Genomic DNA, 22651 nt, shown 5'->3' on the forward strand with positions numbered 1-22651 from the left:
GAGCTGGATTCGAACCAGCGAAGGCTGAGCCGTCAGATTTACAGTCTGATCCCTTTGGCCGCTCGGGAACCCCTCCACGATAATTCTCTACTAATTCACTTCCGGTAAAAGGAAAGTGGTGCCGACTAACCGAGTCGAACGGTTGACCTACTGATTACAAGTCAGTTGCTCTACCAGCTGAGCTAAGTCGGCACTGCTTTAGTACGGGGCGAGATATTAGAGTAAGGTTTATTGGGATGCAACAATAAAATTAAAAAAAGTGTAAATTTTTAGTTTAAATGCTCAATATTCACGCGAAAACACGTTTTTTGCACTTTTTTATACTGTTTCGGTTAATTCATACCAATAATTTAAGCCCTTCATTACTAACAATGAATCAAAAATACTTCCTGCAAATTGCTGTTGCAATAGCGAGCCATAGCCACCAGCAAAAATAATTTGTGGTGCTTGTTCTGTTTTTTGAGCCGTTAAATTCAGCTTAGCTTGCTCAATTGCACCGATGGTTGCCACTAAAGCACCATTTTTTAAACCGTTTGGCGTGTTTTTACCCAATTCATTAGTAAATGGTGTTTTACCGTCATCAAAAACACGTTGGGTGTTTTGTGTAAGCGATGAGGTCATTAAATCAAGCCCAGGTAAAATCCAGCCACCCAAATGTAGGCCTTCACTATCAAGCACGTCAATTGTGGTGGCAGTACCTGCATCAATAACAATGCATGCTTTATGTGGGTATAATGTAAAGCCTGCAATAAGCGCAAGCCACCTATCGATACCTAAGTTACCTACGTGCTCGTAAGCGCATACAAGATCTCCAAGCGTTTTGGTTACTTTGGCTTCAAAGCAAGTAATATTATTGCTAGCCGCTTGCATTAGAATATCGTTTAATAAATCACTGCGCCCTACGCACGCATAAATCACTTCGGTTATTTGCAACCAAGGTAGGTTATTTATATCTGCTGGTTGTGCTTGCTCGTTACCCCACAGCACAGCTTTTAGTGATGTATTTCCTACGTCGATCAGTAATCTCATACTTGCGCCTTTCTGAGGGAGACTTCCCCACCGTAATAACTTTTTACTTCACCATCTTGGCGAATTCGTATTCCACCTTGTGGGTCAATACCTTCACATATTCCACGCCAGCTTCGGTGCCCTGTATTAAGCTCAACATAATCACCAGCAAATGCATTGAGTGAATTCCATTGCTCATACATATTTTGCAAACCTGTTTGACGATACTGCACTAAACGCTGCTCTAAGTGATGAGTAAGCGATGCCACTAGCTGGTTTTTATCTAGCTGTTGGGTATGTTGATTTAAGTCGGTCCACGCTTGGTCTATATGTTGGCTAAAGCTGTCTGGCATTTGTAAGTTGATACCTATACCAATCACAAGCTGACAAGGACCTTGCGGCTGTCCGTCGAGTTCAACTAATACACCTGCAAGCTTTTGCTTATTTATATAAATATCGTTTGGCCATTTAAGCTCTACGTCAATTTGGTATAACGCTTTAATTGCATCATAAACTGCAAGGCCTACTGCAATTGATACACCCATTGCAGCTTGAAGCCCGTCATCTAAACGCCAAAAGTAACTGTAATACAAATTAGCGCCGAATGGGGATTGCCAAACACGGCCGCGTCGGCCGCGCCCTGCTTGCTGCATTTCAGCAACAATAACAGTCCCAGACTCAAGCGCTGTTTTAGCCTGTATACGGCGCATAAGCTCACTGTTGGTCGAATCTATAATAGGGTGTACTTCTACATTGGCCGTATTATCACCTAGCGCTTTGTAGTATTGATCAATTTGCGTTTTATTTAAAAGGCCCACCTGACTATTCAAACAATAGCCTTTGCCAGTCACTTTAAAAATATCCAAGCCCATTTCTTGTAACGTTTTAATATGTTTACTAACCGCAGCTCGGCTAATTCCTAGCTTTTCACCCAAGGCTTGCCCAGATACAAAGCCTCCTTGGTTGAGTGCATTTAAAATAGCGAGTTTGTTTCCATCAGGTGCTTTCATTGCTCAGGCTCCGCGTTAATATGGCATTCGTTGCACGAATCTATCAAACGTACTTCGTGCTCAAGCATAATGTTGTAGCGCATATAAACCACTTGCTGAATGTGTTTAATCATTTTTATTAGGTCACTACCTTCACTATTTCCGTGATTAACAAGCACTAGCGCTTGTTGTTCATGCACTTCTACACCGGCCTCGCGGTGCCCTTTTAAACCACTTTGATCGATTAACCAACCTGCTGCGACCTTGTGATGGCTTTGCCCATATTCGTAATGAGGTAAATCTGCAAACGGCTTTAATAGCTCAGCTAACTGCTGGTTAGTAATTATTGGGTTTTTAAAAAAACTGCCCGCATTTGGCAATGTATATGGGTTTGGTAATTTACTATTACGCGTTTTTATAACCTGCTCAAACACTGCTTGCGGTGTAATAATATCTAGCTGCTGCAGGGGGCCATAACTTAATACTGGTTGCCACTTTTTTGGAAGCGCTAAATGCACTTGCGTGATCACCGCTTTATTTTTAAGGGCATGTTTAAATATTGAGTCTCTGTAAGCAAATTCACATTGCTCGTTATTTAGTGAGTGCATAGTTTTAGTGGTTAAATCAAAGTATTCTACCAACTCAATAAATTTAGCTACCTCAACGCCATAAGCACCAATATTTTGTACCGGCGATGCGCCAACAGTGCCCGGTATAAGTGCTAGATTTTCAAGCCCTGGTATATTTTTCTCTAATAAATAACTGACTAGTTGATGCCAGTTTTCGCCTGCGGCAATAGTTATTAGTGTGTCGTTCTCACGATCAGTAATTTTAATCCCTTTTAAGGCTATTTTTATAACCGTACCCATGTAGTCATTTAAAAATACGGTATTACTGCCCTCGCCTAGCAAACAAAACGGTGTACTAAAACTTTGCGTTTTAAGTTGCTCAAGCTGAGTAATTTCAACAAAATTTTGGCATTGGCTGTTTAATGCGAATGTATGTAAGGAGTGTAATGAATGCGCCACAAAGCTCTCTAAAAATACCGGTAACTAATCGCAATAGTTTACCTCATCGTCGCAAATGTGGCACTAGATTGTAAAAATCACTCAACCCACCGTGCCAATCGTGATATAAAACCAGCACTTTTTTATTTGTGTTCAGAGTAATGATGAAAATTAAACCTCTTTTTTTAAGCCTCGCTATGGCGGGTATGTGTTCGCAAGCAATGGCTAATGCGATTGACCAAAACTCGTATGCTAACCTTGATGATGTTGTTACTACTCACTTAAACCTTGATTTAGATGTCGACTTTGCCGACAAGCAGTTAGAAGGTTTTGTTGAGCATACTCTTCAGTGGAACAACAGCAAAAGTAGAACGCTTGTACTTGATACCCGCGACTTAGACATTGATAAAGTAATGTACAAAGATCAAAGTGGTAACTGGAAAAAGGCGACTTTTGATTTAGCTAAGCGAGATGACGTTAAAGGCTCAAAGCTTACTATTGTGTTTAAAAACCAAGCTGAAGTAGTTCGTATTTACTACAACAGTCGTCCAGAAGCTTCAGGCCTGCAATGGTTAACACCCACGCAAACGGCAAGTAAAACGCATCCATTTATGTACAGCCAATCGCAAGCAATTCATGCACGTAGTTGGATCCCAGTGCAAGATACACCCGCAATGCGTGTAACTTACTCTGCACGAATTCATACACCAAAAGATATACGTGCTGTAATGAGTGCCGATAACAAAGATGCGCTTTATAAAGATGGCGATTACATTTTTGATATGCCACAAGCAATTTCACCTTACCTAATTGCTATTGGCGCAGGTAACTTAGAATTTAAAGCAATGTCGCATCAAACAGGCATATTTGCTGAGCCGACAATTTTAGATGCCTCAGTTGCTGAGTTTGATGACACCCAAGCCATGATTGATAAAACAAACGCGATGTACGGCGAATATGCTTGGGGTCGTTACGATTTATTAATGTTACCGCCAAGTTTTCCGTTTGGTGGCATGGAAAATCCACGCTTATCATTCATAACTCCAACAGTTGTTGCTGGTGATAAAAGCTTAGTTAACCTTATTGCCCATGAGCTTGCTCATTCTTGGTCAGGTAACTTAGTAACTAACGCAACGTGGGAAGATTTATGGTTAAACGAAGGTTTTACCTCGTACGTTGAAAACCGCATTATGGAAGAAGTATTTGGTCGTGACCGTGCGGTTATGGAACAAGCACTTGATTCAGCGTCTTTACGCGCACAAATTAAAACAATTGATGCACCAGATACACGCCTTAATTTAAAACTTAATGGCCGCGACCCAGACGATGCGTTTAGCTCAGTGCCTTACACTAAAGGTCAGTTATTTTTAATCTATCTAGAAAACAAATATGGCCGCGATAAGTTTGACCCGTTTGTAAAAGCGTACTTTAAAGAGTTTTCGTTTAAATCACTTACTACCGCGCAATTTGTTACTTACTTAAAAGCTAACTTAATTGAGAAGTACCCGGGTGTTGTAAGTATGGATAAAGTAAACGAATGGATTTTTGAACCTGGCTTACCAAGTGACGCGCCCAATCCTACTTCTGATGCATTTGATAAAGTAGATACTGCAACAGCAGCATGGCTAAAAGGCGACACAACAGCAGCTCAACTACCAACAGCTGATTGGTCTGTGCATGAGTGGCTACACTTTTTAAATAACTTACCACGCGATTTAAGCATAGAGAAAATGAGCGAGCTTGATAGTGAATTTAATCTAACGCAATCAACGAATGCTGAACGTGCATTTGCTTGGTTTATGCTAGCAGTAGGTAATGGTTATCAACCAATTTATCCTGCGCTTAATAAGCACCTATCAGGTATTGGCCGTCGTAAGTTAATTGTACCGTTATACAAATCACTTATCACTAACGGTAAAAAAGAGTGGGCACAAAGCGTGTACTTAAAAGCACGCTCTGGGTATCACCCTCTTGCGCAAGGTACTATTGACGCATTATTTGAATAAATAGCGTTAATTAGAAACTAAAAAGGGCCAAATTTGGCCCTTTTGTTTTTCTGTTTTTTACTTTGTCACTTTTTCTAAAAAAGCTTTACGCTCCGTAGCCGTGGCTTGCTGCCACCAAAAATCAAGCATTTGCGGCGCACTTGGCATGCCCTTACCTGTAATTGGTGCTATTGGCTTTATTGGTTGGCTAGGACGTGAAGGTCCTGCAGGCATTGTATTTTGCATTGCCGGTTTATTGCTTGCTAGCTGCGTGTTAGAAATAACACTTAAAGGTTTAGCAACAGCGCTACTTTTTGCTTTTAAACTCACTTGAGGGGCTTCTGCAAATACTTTTGCAGATACCGCATTTTCAGCACGATTAAACACTAAGGTATAATCTTTACCTGCTTCAACAGTTACATTTACCCAAAATGGTTCCGACTCTATAACTTCATGCGTGTCATAATCATCTTCATATAAATCGGTGTACTTTAGCCTAAGCTGATAGGTCCCTGGAGCAAGCTCGACATCGTCAATACGACTAAACAAAGAGCTTTCTAGCATTTTATCGCCCACTTGCAGTGGTACAATTTCTTCTGGAAAGTGAATATTCTCAGCATTAGCCGAAAAACTAACTAATAATGCAACTGCACTACTTATTAAAATTGGTTTAAGCATATTAACTCCTTTATTTGATTTCAGTTTGACACTGCTTTGAAAGTTTGTCATTAGTGAGCTTAAAATTCACAACACTTAATTAGGAACACACTATGAGCCAAGAAACTATTTTTACCAAAATAATTAATCGTGAAATTCCGGCAGATATTATTTACGAAGATGAAAACACTCTCGCATTTAAAGATATAAACCCACAAGCGCCATTTCATGTATTAATTATCCCAAAAAAAGCAATTGCTACTATAAATGATATAAATCCTGAAAACTCACATTTAGTAGGCAACTTATACGTAGCCGCAGCTAAATTAGCTAAGCAACATAATTTTACTGAGGACGGATACCGCGTAGTTATGAACTGTAACGAACATGGTGGGCAAACTGTTTATCACATACATTTACACATGCTTGCCGGTAAAGAGATGGGGTGGCCACCTTATCAAAATGTAAAAAAAGTAAATTAATTAAAATTTTCACTAAACTATTCCACTCAACTAATTAGTTACAAATGTTATGGTTTTTCATGGTTATAAATAATAAATAGTTACTTATTTGCAACATTTTATGTTTAAATAATCGTAATATCGTATTTGTTATTGAGTACATCAACGACTTTCTAATACAAAAGGTGTGGAAGTCGTGATAAACTCAGTCAGTCAGCTTTATAAAAGAGTATAAAAACATGAGCAGTTCAGCCTTTTTGTTATTAGATCAAGAGCCAATTAACACTATTGGTATTAACGTTTTAGAACCTTTGTTAAAAACGCAAGGCCTTGACGTAACCACAGGTACTAATATTTTAGACATACCTGAAGGGACTCGACTTTTGTTTATTGAAACATCAAGCAAGGATGCATGGGGAAAACTAAAAGAACAACTAGTAAACCTACGTATTAAATGCGATATCATATTATTTAATCTAGACGAAAACCCTGAACTTGCTAACCGTGCATTGTTGAGCGGTATCCGTGGCGTGTTTTACACAACAGATAACGCCGATGTATTAATGAAAGGTATTCGCTTACTACTTGAAGATCAACTTTGGTATCGCCGCGATATAATGTGTAATGCACTAAATCGTATGCTTCAGTTTAATAAAGATGCACTGCATAAATTAACTGAAGGTGATATTGAGCCTGTTAAACTCACTAAACGAGAAAAAGCAATAATCTCACTAATGAGCAAAGGTTCGAAGAATAAAGAGATCGCAGAAGATTTAAGTATCAGTCCACACACTGTTAAAACACATTTATATAGCGCATTTAGAAAAACTAAATGTCGTAACCGTATTGAGCTCCTATCTTGGGCACAGCAAAATATTCCTGATGAAATTCGTTAATCAAATATTTAGTTTAAAATTAAAAGCAGACACTTAGGTGTCTGTTTTTGTATATGTTGCATACTTATTTAATACTAATTTGCTTACTTAAGTGATCTGTTTTGAAAATTGGTATAAGTGTATACTTTTAATAATATTTGTTTAAAAACTACTTTGCTGGACTATTAATGCTCGACTCTTTCACTCTTTATTTTGCCAGCATCGCCATCATGGTTGTAATGACTTTACTTAACTTTTTGACGTGGCGAACAAACAAACAAATTCCAGGCACATTGCTTTATATTTTCTATCCCATATTGCTATTAGGCTCAGTTATTGGCTTTACTCTTGTTGGTGATACACATAATTTAGTAATTATTAGCGCTGCCAGTAGCATGATGTTTGCCGCATCAATAGTGCACTGCCTTTCACTTAGTCAGTTTTTAAATTATCACGGTATTGGTTTTAAATTACTTTGCTCAGTGACCGTTTTTTGCACTGTAATGCTTGGCTATTACACCTTTTTTGACCCATCTTTGCACGAAAGAGTAATTGCATCCGATATACAACACATAGCAGAAGCCGGTTTTTTACTGTTTATATTTATTAAATGTGCACGCAAACCCTATCCTAATGGCAGCATTGTATACATAACCATTTTAACGCTTGTTGCTTTAAGCTTTATTGGCCGCTCGTTATTTATGAATAACATTGAACAAAAAAACCTTTTAGTAAACGGCTGGTTTAGCTCTTTGCTATTCTTAAATGGCGTAATTGCGCCCATGTTTTATGCTGCAGGTATGGCGTTATTGTGTAATGAGCGCAGAGAGCAGCATCTCAATAAGTTAGCCGATAAAGCACAAAAAGATTTAGAAATACGCGGGTTATTTTTATCTACTATAAGCCATGAAATTCGCACTCCGCTTAACGGTATTTTGGGCAGCGCCCAACTTGTTATGAACCAAACAAGTGATACTCGCAATAAAGCCTACTGCGAGGCGATTATAAATTCTGCCGAATCTCTTAATTTATTGGTAGATAAAGTACTCGATTATGCAAGTTTGGATCAAAGTGACGAAGCGCTTTACGAAGAAGATGTCGAGTTTAAAACATGGCTTAATAATTTATGCTTATTACTAAGTCCTCTCGCCGAGCAAAAACAGCTCAAGTTTGAACTAATATGTAATATTCCTGAGCAAGCCTGTTATTACTGCGACCAGCAAAAACTTAGGCAAATAATTATTAATTTAGTGGGTAATGCCATAAAGTTTACAGACCACGGAACCGTTAAAATTCAGGTTGATTTAGTTTTAGAAAAGCAACTTGAGCACACTATAAAAATTAGTGTAAAAGATTCAGGACCAGGTATAGAAAATGATGAGATAGCCTACTTAACAGAGCCCTACGTACAAAGTAGCGCAGGAAAAGAGAAAGGTGGAACCGGCCTTGGTTTAGCTATTACCAGTCGCCTACTTGAAAAGCTCAGTAGCCGACTCGAAATAGCTAGCCAGCTTGGAACCGGCAGTGTATTTAGCTTTACCGTTACCTTCACTTTAGGTGAATTAAGCCTTGTAGAGCAGCGCCATCAAACTAAAGATTACTTAACAGGTCTTGATGTACTACTGGTTGAAGATTTAGATTTAAATCAAAAAATTGCTATAGAATTTATGGCCGACGATGAGCACAAAATTAAGCTCGCAAAAGATGGAAAAAGCGCTATAGAACTCATGCAAGCTCACCACTTCGATGTTGTTTTGCTTGATATGAACTTACCTGATTTAACAGGCCAAGAAGTACTTAAACGGCTAAAACGCATTGATCATAAAAATCAACGAACGCCAGTACTCGCATTTACTGCAAGCCTTAGCCCTGACGAAGTAAAAGAGTATTTAGAATTAGGTATAAAAGACATTGTAGGTAAGCCTATTAAGCACGAGAAGCTTCGCCAAGCACTTAGCGACTCTCAATCTAATCAAACTGCGAGTATTGCAGTAGAGCTTATTGATACCTTGTATGACAAAACAGCGGCCGAAACACTCACCAGCTCGTTTAGTGAAGATGAAGTGTCGTCGATTTATAATGAGTTTGTGCTTTCGGCGCGTAACAAGCTAATTCGCTGTCAAAAGCTTATTGATCAACAACCAGAGCAATGCATTAAGCTTTTACATCGACAAGCAAGCACTGCTCTGCAACTTGGCTTTAATCGCTATGGTATTGAGCTTAAAAAAATAGAGCGCCGTTTACTCGATAAAAAACCACACAACGATATGCTTGATGAAGCCTTAGATCTGTGGCAACGCAGTTTAGAGCAATATTTAAAATTTGTGCGCGGGCAGTTAGAGTGAAATTAAAAAAGCGTTTATATTTTTTAAATTTTACTTTAAGTTAATCAAACCTCGCAACTTCTTCAAAGCTAAGCCCAGTAAAGCCATGTGCTTGCAAAGTACAAAATAGGTTTAAAGAAACGTCTCTATCATTTATACGAGAATCAAAAACATATGTACCTTCAAACCGATCCTCTGGCATTTTAAATATGCAGCTATGCTTTGGTAGTTTTTCTTTTTTGAACACCGCTTTTTGTAATCCGATATTTAAACTTGGCAGCATAAAAGTACTCATTTCAACATCTAAGATGCCCTCTATTTTTCGAGTGACATTATAAAAGTACCAGCTGTCATCACCTACATAGAAAGGAAGTAACTCTCCCGAATCTTCAAAAATCTCTGCCAATTCGTTTGCTACATGATCCCTTATAGCAAGACCTTGTAAATTAATTGCAGTGAAATCACCTAAAGGAGTCTCTTTTTCATTATTATAATGGGCACTAAAATTTATCAGTGTTGACTCTTTTGATGAACCATCAGACTTCCATAGGTCAGGTTCACATAAAGCTTCGCTATCAGGAAATATGACTCTGTAATGATTAACATCCGGCGTTATTTTATAAATTACTTTACTCATTAATACTGAGACATCCTTTTTGATATAAATTTAATTTTTTAATCTCTTCCATATTTATCATCAAATCGCTCTATATCGCTTTCATCTAGTACAGCACCGGTTTGCACTTCAATGACGATTAACGGCTCTTTTTGATTATTAGCCAAGCTATGAACTTGTTTTGCGGCGATATAACACGATTGGTCATGCGTTAGCGTATACGCTTGCTCATCAATACACACATCTGCAATACCCGAAACCACAACCCAATGTTCAGCGCGATGCTGATGGCGCTGCGTCGAAAGCTTAGCACCGCTATTAACAGTAATTTTTTTAACTTTAAAGCCAGTAGCCTCAACCAAAGTACGGTAATTTCCCCACGGGCGAAAAACCACTTGATTATGGTTAAGTTTATCAGCCTGTGTTGTCGCAATTTGCTTAAGTAACAAAGGCAGAGAATCCAGCTCATTTTGATTTGCGATTAACGTGGCATCATGAGTATGAATAATCGCTAAGTCACTTACTCCAAGCGTGGCAATAGTGTGCTCAGCCTCGTTAATAACTAAGTTATTAGTGCTTTTTTGAGCCATATAATTAGTATTTAAACTATTACCGTTTTCATCTTTTTTTGTAAGCGCATCAAGGGATGAAAAACTGCCTACATCACTCCATTTTAAATCAACAGGCATAACAACTACGTTATCGCTTCGCTCTAAAATAGCGTAATCTATTGAATCGCTTGGGCAGTGCTCAAGCGCACTGTTGCTTGGGCGGGTAAACTCTAAATCTTTAGTAAATTGTGCCGCTGCAGCGACACTCATTGCTATTTTTGGCGCAAACCGCTCGAGCTCTTTTAAATAAGCCGCAGGGGTAAATAAAAACATTCCGCTATTCCAGCTATAACCCCCTTGAGCTAAATAACGGTTCGCTGTATCTAAGTCAGGCTTTTCTTTAAATTGTGCAACATCGTAACAACCTGTTCCAGCAATAGCCGCGCCTTGTTTTATGTAGCCATAACCAGTATGCGGCTCTGTAGGAGTAATAGAAAACGTCACTAACTTACCTTGCTCGGCAAGTTTTACGGCTTCTGGGAGCTTAGCCGTTAATACATCAAAGTTTCCAATATGATGATCGGCAGGCATCACTAATAGCGGACCAGTAACACCATTTTGTAGTGCATAGTGCGCCGCTAATGCGATAGCAGGCGCGGTATTTTTACCGTTAGGCTCAAGTAATAATGCACTAGGGGCTAAGCTTGCAACTTGCTCGGCGGCAATAAATCGGTGCTGTTCGTTACACACTAAAATAGCATTATCGAACAACCCATCAGAAACACGCGCCAACGTACTTTGTAGCAATGACGTGTTTTCATTTAGTAGTGGTAAAAATTGTTTAGGCATTGCTTGGCGAGAAAGCGGCCACAAGCGAGAGCCTATGCCACCTGCTAAAATTACAGGAGTGATTAAAGTGTTCATTACGAAATTTGCCGCCAACAAAAAATATCAGCGGCTATTTTAACACTTTATTGGCTCTGCGCTAAATTAACATGTTTATATTAATGTAAAAGAGTCTGCATCTAAATAGGCAGGAAACGCCGCTTTAAACTCATCCAGTGGTGCTTTTTCAAGTGTTATAGTAACTAGCTGCTCAGTGTTATCTTGCGCTTTAGTCAAGGCATCGCCTTTAAAGTCGTATACCGCTGTACCACCATTGTGCGCAATACCATTACCATCATTCCCTACACGATTAACGCCTACTACGTAACACAGGTTTTCCATTGCACGCGCCATAAGTAGTGTATCCCATATGTGGCGGCGCACAGCTGGCCAATTTGCTACGTTTATCATTACATCGTAGTCGTTATTATTACGCTGAAATACCGGAAAGCGGAGGTCGTAACACACCTGTGGTAATAGTTTAAAACCGTTGATTTCAAAAACTTTACGCGCTTGCCCTGCTACAACGTAATCGCCCTCACTGCCTAAGCGAAATAAATGGCGTTTGTCGTAATAACTCACCTCACCGTCGGGCTTTACCCAATAAAACCGATTGGCTTTTTTATTGCCTTGCGCAACCAGTACCGAACCGGCAATAACCGCATTATGTTTATGAGCCTGTGCCTTTAACCAAGTAAGTACTTTACCGCTTTCGGGCTCTGCACAATCTAAATTAATAGCAAAGCCAGTCGAAAATGTTTCGGGCAGTAAAATAAGATCGGGCTGATGTGTAATTGCTTCAAGCTGTTTATTAAACATGGCTAAATTAGCGTCTTTATCAAGCCAGTGAAGCGAACTTTGCAATGCTGTAATAGTTAAAGTTGACATAATATTTGCGCAGCCTTTATGAGAGTGTTGTCGTTTTTAGCAAAGCATAAACGAATGACTTTATCGGTTGGGGGCTTTTGATAAAACACACTTAACGGAATAGCCGCAACACCTGCTTGCTCTACTAACCAATGGCAAAATTCAACATCGTTTAAATCCGATACATTACCGTAATCTAACAATAAAAAGTAAGTGCCCTGGCTAGGTAAAATTTTAAAACGGCTGTTACTTAAATGACTCGCTAATAAATCACGCTTTTGCTGATAAAACCTACTTAGCTCATCTATATGCTCGCCTTCCTGCTCTAGCATATCGGCAAGCGCATGTTGTGCGGGGGTAAAGCTTGAAAACGTAACGTACTGATGAATTTTTCTAAATTCGATAGATAAATCGGCAGGCGCAATACAGTAGCCCATTTTCCAGCCCGTGCTGTGAAACGTTTTACCAAAACTCGATATAACAAAACTTTTGGCAAATAACTCATCATCGCGTAATACACTTAAATGCGGTTGTTCATCAAACGTAATATGCTCATATACCTCGTCGCTTATTACATATAAATTGTGAGTACCAACTAACTCTTTAAGTTCTTTTATATCTTGTGGCTGTAATATTTTACCGCTTGGGTTATGAGGCGTATTAATAATAATGGCACGGGTATTTTTAGTAATTGCTTGGCTTACTACTTGCCAATCAATAGTGTAATTTGGCGCACTTAAAGCAATGTGTACCGACCTTCCACCAGCAAGTTCAATTGCAGGTTGGTAAGAGTCATATGCAGGGTCAAATACAATCACTTCATCACTGGGGCGCACGATTGTTTGAATAGCCACAAACAATGCCTCTGTTGCACCCGAGGTAACCGTAACTTGATCAGCCGCGTTTATATCAGCTGCATATTTTCGCTTTGCTAAATCAGCAATTTGTTGCTGTAATCGTGGTACACCACTTGAAGGTGAATATTGATTAACGCCCTGCTGCACATAATAATTTAGCTGCGTTTTTAAAAGATCAGGAGCATCAAACTCAGGAAAGCCTTGAGAGAGATTAATTGCCGAAAACTCATTAGCCAACCCGCTCATTTGGCTAAATATACTGACGCCTAAATTTGGTAATTTATTTTCAAACACGTGATGCCCTTAATGATGGTTTTGCGCTTAAAGCGATGCTATCATTGCTCAAAACAGAAGTATAGCCGTCTAAAAACAATTAACTTTACGCTCATTAGTGAGGAATGTATGCAAAACAATACCGCTATTTCACAACTTATTGAAGCCGGAAAATGGGTTAGCCAAAAAGGCTGGGTACCCGCAACAGGCGGAAACTTTTCAGCTCGTACTAGTACTGGCTTTGTTGTTACGGCAAGTGGGCACGATAAAGGCTCACTGACGCAAGAGCATTTTTTGCAATTAGACCACCAAGGCGAGCGCCTAAGTGGAGCTGTAAAACCATCGGCAGAAACACAATTACACCTAAGTTTGTATCAGCTTATACCTGATGCACAGTGTGTTTTACATACTCATTCTGTAGCCGCCACCGTACTGTCGCAAATTACCCAAAGTCATCAGCTTGATTTAACAGGCTATGAAATGCAAAAAGCACTGAGCGGCTTTACTTCGCATTTAGAAACGCTGAGCATTCCTATTTTCGATAACGATCAAGATATTGACCGATTAAGCCTGCTGGTCAGTGACCATCATTTACATACACCTATAGAACATGGCGTACTTATACGTGGTCATGGTTTATATGCAGTAGGACGCAATATTGATGAAGTTCGTCGCCACCTAGAAGCCTTAGAGTTTTTATTTAGCTGCGAGCTAGAGCGCTTAAAAATAATAGGTATTGAAGCGGGAGTGACTAAATGATTAAAGCCATTTTAACCGATATTGAGGGCACAATAACCCGCATCTCGTTTGTTAAAGAGGTATTGTTTCCTTACGCGGCAAAACAGTTACCGACCTTTGTACGCGCCAATGCTAACAAGCCCGATGTAGCCGAGCAAATCAGTGCCGTAAAAGCGCTTATAGAAAAGCCAAACGCCGATATAGAAGAAGTCACTAGCACCTTACTTACCTGGATTGACGAAGATAAAAAAATCACTCCACTTAAGCAGTTACAAGGCTTAATTTGGCAAACAGGGTATGAACACGGCGATTTTAAAGGTCATTTATACCCAGACGCATTTGATTTTTTACAAGCTCAGTACAGTAACGATATTGCTTTATATGTGTACTCGTCAGGGTCGGTAAAAGCGCAGCAGCTACTTTTTAAATACAGTGATTATGGCGACATTCGCAGCTTATTTACTGATTTTTTTGACACCAAAGTTGGCGCAAAACAAGAGCAAGCAGCCTATAACACTATTGTTGAGCTGTTACCGTTTAAAGCAGCAGAAATACTCTTTTTAAGTGATGTAGCCGGCGAGCTTGATGCCGCACAAGCTGCGGGCTTAAAAACTCTACATTTAATTCGTGATGGGCAAGCAAGCACTAAAGCACACCCTTATATTAATGACTTTAGCCAATTTAAATTGGAGCAATTAGTATGAGCCAATTAACGGTGTATGCCGACAACAATGCAAACAAAGCACTCGTAAGCTCATCAAATGCTGATGATATTGCAAAGCAACTAGCTAAAGTAAACGTACGTTTTGAAAAGTGGCAAGCAAATGCAGAGATTAATGAGCACACTACTCATGAGCAAATTATTAGTGCGTACAAAAACGATATAGATCGGTTAAAAACCGAAAATGGCTATCAAACTGTAGACGTAATATCACTGGCTAAAGGAAACCCTACTGCATCAGAGCTGCGAAAAAAGTTTTTATTTGAACATACTCATAGTGAAGACGAAGTGCGTTTTTTTGTAAAAGGCCAAGGGCTATTTTGCCTGCATTTAGGCAATAAGGTTTATCAGGTACTTTGCCAGCAAGGCGATTTAATTTCAGTGCCAGAGCTTACCCCGCATTGGTTTGATATGGGAAGCGACCCTGAGTTCACTGCCATTCGCTTATTTAACAATACAGAGGGCTGGGTCGCAAAAAGTACGGAGTCATCTATTGCCAAGCAATTTCCACTATTATCGTAAGTTAGCCATACATTCAAAACCTTGGTCCACACTAATAAACATAATGTGGACCAAAACATCGCAAAATTATTTAAGCTTTTAAAAGTTCGCCACTTTCTACTTGGCTTTGGTTATAAACGCCAGTATCTAACACCCACCCTGTAATCAGCTTTGCTGGTGTTATATCAAATGCAGGATTATATACATTAGCATTAGTGGGTGCCCATAAAGCCTCACCAAAGCTACCGCTAACTCCGCGCACTTCTTGAGGATTACGTTGCTCTATTTCTATATCATCACCACACGCGGTGTTGGTATCAAGCGTGGTAATAGGCGCAACTACATAAAATGGAATGTTATGAAAATACGCAAGTACGGCTAAATTATAGGTGCCCACTTTATTAGCAAAATCACCATTGGCGGCAATACGATCAGCCCCTACTACTATTTTATCTACCTTACCTGCAGCCATTAAACTTGCCGCCATATTATCGCAAATTAATGTGTACGGTATTTTCCAGCGCTCAAGCTCAAAGGCAGTTAAGCGACCGCCTTGTAATAAGGGTCGTGTTTCGTCAACCCACACATGTACGTTGCCATGTTTTTGCTGCGCTTTATAAATAACACCCAGTGCCGTACCAATACCCGCAGTTGCAAGCGCCCCAGTATTACAATGGGTTAATATGTTGTCGCCGCTATTTATTAGTTCAGCGCCACGGTTTGCCATTCGCTCGCACAGCGCTATATCTTCTACAAACAACTGCTCAGCAGTGGTAACAATACCGGTAACATAATCGCTTTGTGTTAAAGCTTTACGTAGTGCCGCCATACAATGCATTAAATTAACCGCCGTTGGGCGAGTGGCTTCTAGTTCGTTGATTGCTTTTTCAAGCTCACTTTTAACTACCCCTTGCTCAGCTAAATACGCCACTAGCAAGCTCGCGCTTAAGCCAATAAGTGGAGCTCCACGCACTTTTAAACTAATGATCAGCTCTTTCATGGTTTCTACATCATGACACTGATGCCATACCTGCTGGTGAGGTAGTAAATATTGGTCGAGCACACTAAGCGACCCGTTTTCATATTTTAAACTGCTTGCGATTAAATTTTGCATAATGCTCAAGGTATTAAAAATGCGTAACGTTATTTTACACCACTTTGAATAACTCTCAAGTTGGACTTGTAGACATCTAAACATTTAAAGGTATAGAATGCTTAAAAGCTGATTTTTGAGATTTAAACCATGACTAACTATGTTGCTTTTAATGCACAGCGCGCTATCGATTATGTGTCGACGTTAATTGAATCTAACCAATGTAATTTTTTTGCCCACGGACAAACCTTAACGGCGTACGAGTTTGGTGATGGCAATCTTAATTTAGTATTTAGAATTACTGATGAGCAAAATAATAGCGTTATTTTAAAGCAAGCTTTGCCTTACGCCCGTTGCGTGGGTGAGTCGTGGCCATTAACGCTTGATAGAGCTCGTATAGAAGCACAAGTTTTGCTTAATCATGGCGCTATTTGCCCAACTTATACAGCTAGGGTTTTACATTATAGTGAAATGCAAGCGCTCACTATTTTAGAAGATTTAGGTAATTTACAAATACTGCGTACTGCACAAAATAATGCAGAGCAATTTCCTAAATTGGCGCAGCATGTAGCGACCTACTTAAGCCATACTGGTTTTTATAATTCAGACTTTTATTTAACCGCACAAAATAAAAAAACACTTGCTAGCCAATTTACTAATCCCGAGCTTTGCCAAATTACTGAAGACTTATTTTTTAGCGATCCGTACATTGAGCACGAACGCAATAACTACCCAAAGCAACTACAAAGCGAAGTTGATGCAATACAAAAAAATAGCGCCTTAAAGTTAGAAGTCGCAAAACTAAAAGCTAATTTTTTATCTAACCCGCAAACATTACTTCATGGTGATATGCATAGCGGCAGTATTTTTGTTGATTGTAATAATACAAAGATGATCGATCCTGAGTTTGGTTTTTTTGGTCCTATTGGGTTCGATATTGGCTCTTTTATTGGTAATTTACTTTTAAATTATTGTGCGCAATACGGGCGCATTGAAGATTTTTTGGCTCGTCGTAATTACCAAACTCATTTATTAAGCACTCTTGTTGAATGCTATACCTTATTTGAACAACATTGGCTTACGCTTATCAATGAGCACACTACTGAAGCTGCGCTAAAGGCTACAGGTTATAGTGAGTACTTTATGAAAAGCGTACTACAAGACACTATTGGTTATTGTGGTGCTGAATTAATTAGGCGCACCATAGGGCTCGCACATGTAACCGATATAGATAGCATTAGTGATGAGGCTGCGCGTCTTACAGTGCAAAAACAAACATTAGCGCTAGGCGAGCAGCTTATTTTGAATGCCCAAACATGCGACAACAAAGACGCATTTTTTAGTTTATTAATAAGCCAATTAAATTAAAAAAGGCGCTATCAGCGCCTTTTCCATTATTAAAATTTACTTATAATTTTCATAAATTTTATCAAGCGGCTCCGATAAACCACTTTCTTGCACTATACGTACGTGCTCACGCCTTAATTCACGTGCGCTAGTAACACCACAAGAATGAGCTATAAGCCCCGCTCCGTAATGAATGTATTTATTATAGTTAGCTACTCGCTGCGCTTTATCAGCTACATTTAAACCGCGTTGCAAACGCTCGTTATGTGTAGTGATCCCCGTTGGACAGGTATCTTTATTACATTGCATTGCCTGAATACAGCCCAGTGCAAACATATGCCCTCGAGCCGACACAACAAAATCAGCACCCAGTGCCAATGCCCAAGCAACCTTGGAAGGAACAATTAATTTACCTGATGCGATTATTTTAATACGATCTCGCAGCCCATGCTTTTCAAGCATGTTAACTACCAGCGGTAAACTTTCACGTAGTGGTAAACCCACTGAGTCCATAAGCGGTTGTGGTGCCGCCCCCGTACCACCATCAGCACTATCTATGGTAATAAAATCAGGTGCTGACTCTATACCACGATGATTTATTTCAGCGAACAACGTTTCTAACCACCCGTAGGCACCAATTACCGCTTTAAAGCCTGTAGGCTTACCTGTCGCGTTACGTACCGTGGCAATCATATCTAGAATATCGGCTGGGTTTTTAATTTCAGGATGGCCATTGGGACTAATAGAGTCTTGCCCCTCTGGAATACCCCTAATTTTAGCTATTTCGGCATTAACTTTACGCCCTGGAAGCATTCCACCCTTACCTGGTTTAGCGCCTTGGCTCATTTTTAGTTCGAACATTTTGACTTGCTCGTGAGCCGCTATTTCTTTAAGTTTTTCGGTGCTTAAATTTCCATGCTCGTCTCGTGCACCATATTTAGCGGTACCAATTTGAAAAACAATATCGGCGCCCCCCTCCAAATGGTATGGGCTTAGCCCACCTTCACCGGTGTTCATCCAGCAACCTGCTAATTTAGCTCCTTTTGATAAAGCACGAACCGCAGGCTTTGAGAGCGCACCAAAGCTCATACCCGATACATTAAATAACGAATTAGTGGTGTAAGGTGTTTTACAGTATGGACCTAAAGTGACATTACTCGGGTCGAGTGCTTCTTCATCTAAAGTCGGAAACGCACAGTTCATGAACATAACTGTACCTGTTACTTCTAAGCTTTGTGTTGAACCGAATGCAGCAGTACGGTCAACATCTTTAGCAGCGCGATAAACCCAGCTTCGCTCTGCGCGGTTAAATGGCATTTCCTCTCTATCTTGAGCAAAAAAGTATTGTCTAAAAAACTCACCTTGGCGTTCAAAAAAATACCGGAAACGACCAATTACAGGGTAATTACGCCTAATAGCATGCTTTGTTTGCGTTACATCTCGAATATAAAAAATAATAACAGTAAGCACAACGAACCCGAGCACAACTATAAACATACTTGCAAATATATCGATACTAAACATTATAAAATTGCTCATTTATGACCCTTGGTGATTTTTAAAATAATAGCTAATAAGTACTGACCGTTTTAATGAAGTAAATGGCACATCATAATTATTAATCTGCTAGCTTAAAATAAATACAAGTACTTACCAGCAAACCTGTAACTTAAATAGCTAAAAAACAACTCAGTACCCACTTTAAAAAATTATACTTATTTACTTTCCAGCTTAACTGATTCCTTTTTAATATAAATGCGTACTTGCGTTTCAAGTACCGATAAAGGCACTGAACCATGACGTAATATTTGATGATGAAACTCACGAATATCAAAATCGTGCCCAAGTGCTTGCTCTGCTTCAGAGCGTAAACGTTTAATAGTTAATTCACCTATTTTGTACGAAAGCGCCTGTGCAGGCCATGTTATATAACGATCAGTTTCTGTTTTAACGTTATGCAGCGAAAGCGCTGTATTTTCACTCATAAAATTCATGGCACGCTCTCTGCTCCAGCCATACATATGCATACCCGTATCAACAACTAAACGGGCTGCTCGCCACATTTCATAGGTCAAGCGACCAAAACGGCTATATGGGTCTTGGTAAAAGCCTGCTTCTAAACCTAAATACTCAGAGTAAAGTCCCCAACCTTCGCCAAATGCCGAAAGGTAAGCATCACGACGATAACTCGGCAAATTTTCAAGCTCAGCATTGAGTGAGATTTGCAAATGATGACCTGGCACGGCTTCGTGCAACGTTAATGCCTCTAAAACATACAAAGGGCGCTTATCTAAAGCGTAAGTATTTACCCAGTAATACCCTGCTTCATCATCTCGATTAGAACCAGAATATCGACCTGTTGTGTATTTAGGGGCAATGCTGGCTGGCACGGGTGCTACGCCATAAGGTTTACGCGGTAAGGTATGAAATAACTTAGGCAGTTGTGCATCCATTTTTTTAGCAATATAAGAGGCTTCTTTTAAAAGCTGCTCAGGTGTTGTGGCGTAAAATTGTGGATCAGTGCGTAAAAAGTGAATAAATTCGGCAAACGTGCCTTTAAAACCTACTTCTGTTATTACGTCTTTCATTTCACTGCGGATTCGAGCAACCTCTTTCAATCCAAGTTCATGAATCTCTTTAGGTGTCATATCGGTAGTGGTGTAATACTTAGCTCTGTTTTTATAAAATGCCTCGCCATTAGGCGTCTCTGATATGCCAATACTTGTGCGTGCACTAGGTCGATACTGCTGCGTAAAAAACGCTAAGTAATTCTTATAAGACTGTATAACATCGTCTTTTATAATGTTTTTAGCTTTTTGTTGTAACGCTTTAAATTTATCGTCACTCAAACCTGCTGTATTAGTTAAAAAAGGTTTATAAAACTCAGATGTAGTTACATCGTCAACAATGTAAGCATTAATTGAGTCTTCATAACCCTCTAACACTGCTTTAGGTTGGGTAAGGCCTGTTTCGATCCCTTTTTTCATCCAATAGATGTTTTGTTCAAAAAAGCGTGGGACTTGTGTTAATCGAGTCAAATATACTTGGTAGTCTTGCTGATTTTTATATTGAGAGCTGTTTACTATGTACGATAAACCAGAATGAAAACCATATTCTGAGGTAAGCGGCATATAGTGCGCATTAAATACATATTCATCAACACTGTTTTGTACTTGAGCTCGAATAATATTGAAGTTTATTTGATTTTCATCACTTAACTTTGCAATATTAACTGCGTCTAGCTCAGCAAGTAGACTCGCTTTATTTTTATATTCTTGTGCTAAAAATTTGGGCGATAAATTTGGTAATAAATAACCTTCAACTCCCTCTAAATTGCTATAAGGATTAGTACTTTGCCTATAATCGACAATGCTTTTTGCTACTTGTGTAAATTGTTTATTGGCATTTGGTGTTGTTATTTGGCATGCACTCAATGAACATAAAATTGTGATGCCAAATAAAGATTGGCGAAGTGGCTTAACTAAAAAGTGATTCATTATAATGTAACTTAGCAGTGTTATTAATTTCATAAAACTATCGCAGGCTAAATAAATAGCAAGTAAATGAGACCAACTTTAATAAATAAACCTTACTAAAAACAAGTGTATTAAACTAAGAAACGACTCTAACATTGCCAATAGCAAGCTTAATTGATGAGAAAAACAGCTATCAAGCCGCTAAAGTAAAATTTAAGTTCCCTAACTTCTGTTTTTACTTTTAAATGGCGCACATAACGATTACTGTAGTAAAAAATAATAAAAAGCTCGGACGCATAACCGCCTCATGGAATGAGATATTCGAATTTGCACTTATGCGTACTTAGTTGGTATTTAAAAAATGATGTTCCATGATTCCATGGCTATTGCACAAGAAAAAATGACCAAAGTGTGTGTTTTTTTAGAGCGTTATGCGCTCCCACCTACGCCGCTGAATTATCAAGTTATTTATACTTATACCAGTCAAACTAATCTCAAGCTAAATAAAGCTTTAGATCGTGCTATTGCTGTTGAGGATAATATAGATAGCGTTTTAATTGAACAGCTACATTCTGAGTTTTTAAATACCGGCCACTTAGCGCAAGTCAACATGATTCAAAACGTTGATGGTGTTATAAATTCACTTTCTCAAAACTCTCATGCTACTGAGAAGCAAATAGTTCGTTTTGCGGGTCAAGTAAGCGAGTGCGTACATTCGCTTAATGAGAACAACATAGAACAAAGCCGTCAAGCGCTTGAAGTACTCCATAATCAAACCGCCGAATTACTCAACCAACATAAGCAATTTAAGCAAGAACTCAGTAAAGCTAAACAACTACACGAAAAAACACAAAAGCAACTTACTCAGCTTCGTAAACAACATATTATTGATAGTCAAACAGGGCTTTATAAGCGCCATTATTTAACGCAACAAACGCAAGTGTGGACTAATCAACAAAAGTCTATTTGCGCAATAGCGATTCAAATAGACAACCTTGATCATTTTACTGAAAATTATGGTGATATTATTGGTGAAGTCATTTTGAATAAAGTAGCTAAGCAAGTTCAAAAATATGTTTTTCAAAGTGGCTTACCTGGTCGCACAGCTAAAGATCAATTTACTGTTTTGCTCGCCGACATCGACCCAGATACGGCCAATGTAATAGCCGAGAAAGTACGAAATGGTGTCGAAAAGCTGCGCTTTGTTAGTTCAAAAACAGGGATTAAACTACCTAGTATTGGCTTATCACTAGGAATTGCTCAGCATCAACAAGAAGATGATTTTAATCAGCTAGCTAAAAAAGCATCTCATGCGGCTTATAAAGCACGTTCATTAGGGCAAAGTAGTTACACTGCAGGGCAATAAATTACCTGATAAATCATATTCAAATTGCACCTACTGTGTACAATAAAGTACACT

The 22651-nt window shown here is 39.2% G+C and carries 20 protein-coding genes and 1 tRNA gene; 9 read left to right on the plus strand and 12 right to left on the minus strand.

The genetic code is table 11. The features are described from left to right. Positions 1-116: 116 nt before the first annotated feature. From I6E80_RS19010 to murB, 4 genes are all read right to left on the minus strand, one after another. Positions 117-192 (minus strand) — tRNA-Thr (locus I6E80_RS19010). Positions 193-318: 126 nt separating this feature from the next. Next, positions 319-1029 (minus strand): type III pantothenate kinase, encoded by a 711-nt coding sequence (locus I6E80_RS19015; protein ID WP_182197737.1) that lies wholly within the window; start codon positions 1027-1029, stop codon positions 319-321. Further along, positions 1026-2018 (minus strand): bifunctional biotin--[acetyl-CoA-carboxylase] ligase/biotin operon repressor BirA, encoded by a 993-nt coding sequence (gene birA, locus I6E80_RS19020; protein ID WP_197186228.1) that lies wholly within the window; start codon positions 2016-2018, stop codon positions 1026-1028. Before birA ends, I6E80_RS19015 begins: the two co-directional genes overlap by 4 nt. Beyond that, a complete protein-coding gene (murB, locus tag I6E80_RS19025; protein ID WP_197186229.1) occupies positions 2015-3025 on the minus strand; it encodes a UDP-N-acetylmuramate dehydrogenase in 1011 nt (336 codons plus the stop codon). The genes birA and murB overlap by 4 nt, the downstream gene beginning before the upstream one ends. 143 nt (positions 3026-3168) lie before the next feature. Here murB and I6E80_RS19030 point away from each other — a divergent pair, with 143 nt between their 5' ends. After that, positions 3169-5010, plus strand: a complete 1842-nt coding sequence (locus I6E80_RS19030; RefSeq protein ID WP_197186230.1) for a M1 family metallopeptidase — start codon at positions 3169-3171, stop codon at positions 5008-5010. Positions 5011-5067: 57 nt separating this feature from the next. Here I6E80_RS19030 and I6E80_RS19035 read toward each other — a convergent pair whose 3' ends face one another. Beyond that, a complete protein-coding gene (locus tag I6E80_RS19035) occupies positions 5068-5667 on the minus strand; it encodes a DUF2057 domain-containing protein (protein WP_169044554.1) in 600 nt (199 codons plus the stop codon). 92 nt (positions 5668-5759) lie between these two features. Between I6E80_RS19035 and I6E80_RS19040 the strand changes: the two genes are divergently transcribed. The 3 genes from I6E80_RS19040 to I6E80_RS19050 all read left to right on the plus strand — a co-directional run bounded on the left by I6E80_RS19040 (position 5760) and on the right by I6E80_RS19050 (position 9327). Next, complete coding sequence (locus tag I6E80_RS19040; RefSeq protein WP_197186231.1) at positions 5760-6128, plus strand: histidine triad nucleotide-binding protein; 369 nt, start codon at positions 5760-5762, stop codon at positions 6126-6128. Positions 6129-6346: 218 nt separating this feature from the next. Then, on the plus strand, positions 6347-7003 hold the full coding sequence (locus I6E80_RS19045; protein WP_004334929.1) for a response regulator transcription factor: 657 nt from the start codon (positions 6347-6349) through the stop codon (positions 7001-7003). A 167-nt stretch (positions 7004-7170) separates the two neighbouring features. Next, entirely contained in the window at positions 7171-9327 is a 2157-nt protein-coding gene (locus I6E80_RS19050) for a response regulator (RefSeq protein WP_169044553.1), read from the plus strand. Positions 9328-9367: 40 nt separating this feature from the next. Here the strand turns inward: I6E80_RS19050 and I6E80_RS19055 are convergent, their stop codons facing one another. From I6E80_RS19055 to I6E80_RS19070, 4 genes are all read right to left on the minus strand, one after another. Further along, the gene (locus tag I6E80_RS19055; protein WP_197186232.1) at positions 9368-9943 is read right to left on the minus strand and encodes a hypothetical protein; all 576 of its coding nucleotides are present in this window, start codon (positions 9941-9943) and stop codon (positions 9368-9370) included. Positions 9944-9981: 38 nt separating this feature from the next. Continuing rightward, entirely contained in the window at positions 9982-11397 is a 1416-nt protein-coding gene (locus I6E80_RS19060) for a mannose-1-phosphate guanylyltransferase/mannose-6-phosphate isomerase (RefSeq protein ID WP_197186233.1), read from the minus strand. Between the two features lie 75 nt (positions 11398-11472). Then, positions 11473-12246 carry an amidohydrolase gene (locus tag I6E80_RS19065; RefSeq protein WP_197186234.1) on the minus strand — a complete coding sequence of 258 codons (774 nt, stop codon included), beginning with the start codon at positions 12244-12246 and terminating at the stop codon, positions 11473-11475. Further along, the gene (locus tag I6E80_RS19070) at positions 12234-13376 is read right to left on the minus strand and encodes a methionine aminotransferase (RefSeq protein ID WP_197186235.1); all 1143 of its coding nucleotides are present in this window, start codon (positions 13374-13376) and stop codon (positions 12234-12236) included. The genes I6E80_RS19065 and I6E80_RS19070 overlap by 13 nt, the downstream gene beginning before the upstream one ends. A gap of 108 nt (positions 13377-13484) precedes the next feature. On the opposite strand from I6E80_RS19070, the gene I6E80_RS19075 reads away from it, so the two are divergent. The 3 genes from I6E80_RS19075 to I6E80_RS19085 are packed head-to-tail and all read left to right on the plus strand — an operon-like array spanning position 13485 to position 15336. Further along, a complete protein-coding gene (locus I6E80_RS19075) occupies positions 13485-14114 on the plus strand; it encodes a methylthioribulose 1-phosphate dehydratase (protein WP_197186236.1) in 630 nt (209 codons plus the stop codon). Then, positions 14111-14797, plus strand: a complete 687-nt coding sequence (mtnC, locus tag I6E80_RS19080) for an acireductone synthase (RefSeq protein WP_197186237.1) — start codon at positions 14111-14113, stop codon at positions 14795-14797. Before I6E80_RS19075 ends, mtnC begins: the two co-directional genes overlap by 4 nt. Beyond that, complete coding sequence (locus I6E80_RS19085; protein ID WP_197186238.1) at positions 14794-15336, plus strand: acireductone dioxygenase; 543 nt, start codon at positions 14794-14796, stop codon at positions 15334-15336. Before mtnC ends, I6E80_RS19085 begins: the two co-directional genes overlap by 4 nt. 70 nt (positions 15337-15406) lie before the next feature. Here I6E80_RS19085 and mtnA read toward each other — a convergent pair whose 3' ends face one another. Then, the gene (mtnA, locus tag I6E80_RS19090) at positions 15407-16429 is read right to left on the minus strand and encodes an S-methyl-5-thioribose-1-phosphate isomerase (RefSeq protein WP_197186239.1); all 1023 of its coding nucleotides are present in this window, start codon (positions 16427-16429) and stop codon (positions 15407-15409) included. Between the two features lie 129 nt (positions 16430-16558). Here mtnA and mtnK point away from each other — a divergent pair, with 129 nt between their 5' ends. Then, the gene (gene mtnK / locus I6E80_RS19095; RefSeq protein WP_197186240.1) at positions 16559-17776 is read left to right on the plus strand and encodes an S-methyl-5-thioribose kinase; all 1218 of its coding nucleotides are present in this window, start codon (positions 16559-16561) and stop codon (positions 17774-17776) included. Positions 17777-17812: 36 nt separating this feature from the next. On the opposite strand, the gene I6E80_RS19100 is transcribed toward mtnK, so the two are convergent. Both I6E80_RS19100 and I6E80_RS19105 read right to left on the minus strand, forming a co-directional pair. Further along, positions 17813-19294, minus strand: a complete 1482-nt coding sequence (locus tag I6E80_RS19100; protein WP_024599719.1) for an FMN-binding glutamate synthase family protein — start codon at positions 19292-19294, stop codon at positions 17813-17815. 176 nt (positions 19295-19470) lie between these two features. Beyond that, on the minus strand, positions 19471-21252 hold the full coding sequence (locus I6E80_RS19105; RefSeq protein ID WP_024599718.1) for a DUF885 family protein: 1782 nt from the start codon (positions 21250-21252) through the stop codon (positions 19471-19473). Between the two features lie 358 nt (positions 21253-21610). Here I6E80_RS19105 and I6E80_RS19110 point away from each other — a divergent pair, with 358 nt between their 5' ends. Further along, complete coding sequence (locus tag I6E80_RS19110) at positions 21611-22597, plus strand: GGDEF domain-containing protein (protein ID WP_024599717.1); 987 nt, start codon at positions 21611-21613, stop codon at positions 22595-22597. Positions 22598-22651: the final 54 nt, after the last annotated feature.

Origin of the sequence: Pseudoalteromonas sp. NSLLW218, assembly GCF_015864775.1 — a bacterium.
Taxonomy (GTDB): Bacteria; Pseudomonadota; Gammaproteobacteria; order Enterobacterales; family Alteromonadaceae; genus Pseudoalteromonas.

Coding starts and splice junctions, on each gene's coding strand:
- I6E80_RS19015 (WP_182197737.1), bottom strand. CDS start 1,029: ATGAGATTACTGATCGACGTAGGAAATACATCACTAAAAGCTGTGCTG.
- birA (WP_197186228.1), bottom strand. CDS start 2,018: ATGAAAGCACCTGATGGAAACAAACTCGCTATTTTAAATGCACTCAAC.
- I6E80_RS19030 (WP_197186230.1), top strand. CDS start 3,169: ATGAAAATTAAACCTCTTTTTTTAAGCCTCGCTATGGCGGGTATGTGT.
- I6E80_RS19035 (WP_169044554.1), bottom strand. CDS start 5,667: ATGCTTAAACCAATTTTAATAAGTAGTGCAGTTGCATTATTAGTTAGT.
- I6E80_RS19040 (WP_197186231.1), top strand. CDS start 5,760: ATGAGCCAAGAAACTATTTTTACCAAAATAATTAATCGTGAAATTCCG.
- I6E80_RS19045 (WP_004334929.1), top strand. CDS start 6,347: ATGAGCAGTTCAGCCTTTTTGTTATTAGATCAAGAGCCAATTAACACT.
- I6E80_RS19050 (WP_169044553.1), top strand. CDS start 7,171: ATGCTCGACTCTTTCACTCTTTATTTTGCCAGCATCGCCATCATGGTT.
- I6E80_RS19055 (WP_197186232.1), bottom strand. CDS start 9,943: ATGAGTAAAGTAATTTATAAAATAACGCCGGATGTTAATCATTACAGA.
- I6E80_RS19060 (WP_197186233.1), bottom strand. CDS start 11,397: ATGAACACTTTAATCACTCCTGTAATTTTAGCAGGTGGCATAGGCTCT.
- I6E80_RS19065 (WP_197186234.1), bottom strand. CDS start 12,246: ATGTCAACTTTAACTATTACAGCATTGCAAAGTTCGCTTCACTGGCTT.
- I6E80_RS19075 (WP_197186236.1), top strand. CDS start 13,485: ATGCAAAACAATACCGCTATTTCACAACTTATTGAAGCCGGAAAATGG.
- mtnC (WP_197186237.1), top strand. CDS start 14,111: ATGATTAAAGCCATTTTAACCGATATTGAGGGCACAATAACCCGCATC.
- I6E80_RS19085 (WP_197186238.1), top strand. CDS start 14,794: ATGAGCCAATTAACGGTGTATGCCGACAACAATGCAAACAAAGCACTC.
- mtnA (WP_197186239.1), bottom strand. CDS start 16,429: ATGCAAAATTTAATCGCAAGCAGTTTAAAATATGAAAACGGGTCGCTT.
- mtnK (WP_197186240.1), top strand. CDS start 16,559: ATGACTAACTATGTTGCTTTTAATGCACAGCGCGCTATCGATTATGTG.
- I6E80_RS19100 (WP_024599719.1), bottom strand. CDS start 19,294: ATGAGCAATTTTATAATGTTTAGTATCGATATATTTGCAAGTATGTTT.
- I6E80_RS19105 (WP_024599718.1), bottom strand. CDS start 21,252: ATGAATCACTTTTTAGTTAAGCCACTTCGCCAATCTTTATTTGGCATC.
- I6E80_RS19110 (WP_024599717.1), top strand. CDS start 21,611: ATGGCTATTGCACAAGAAAAAATGACCAAAGTGTGTGTTTTTTTAGAG.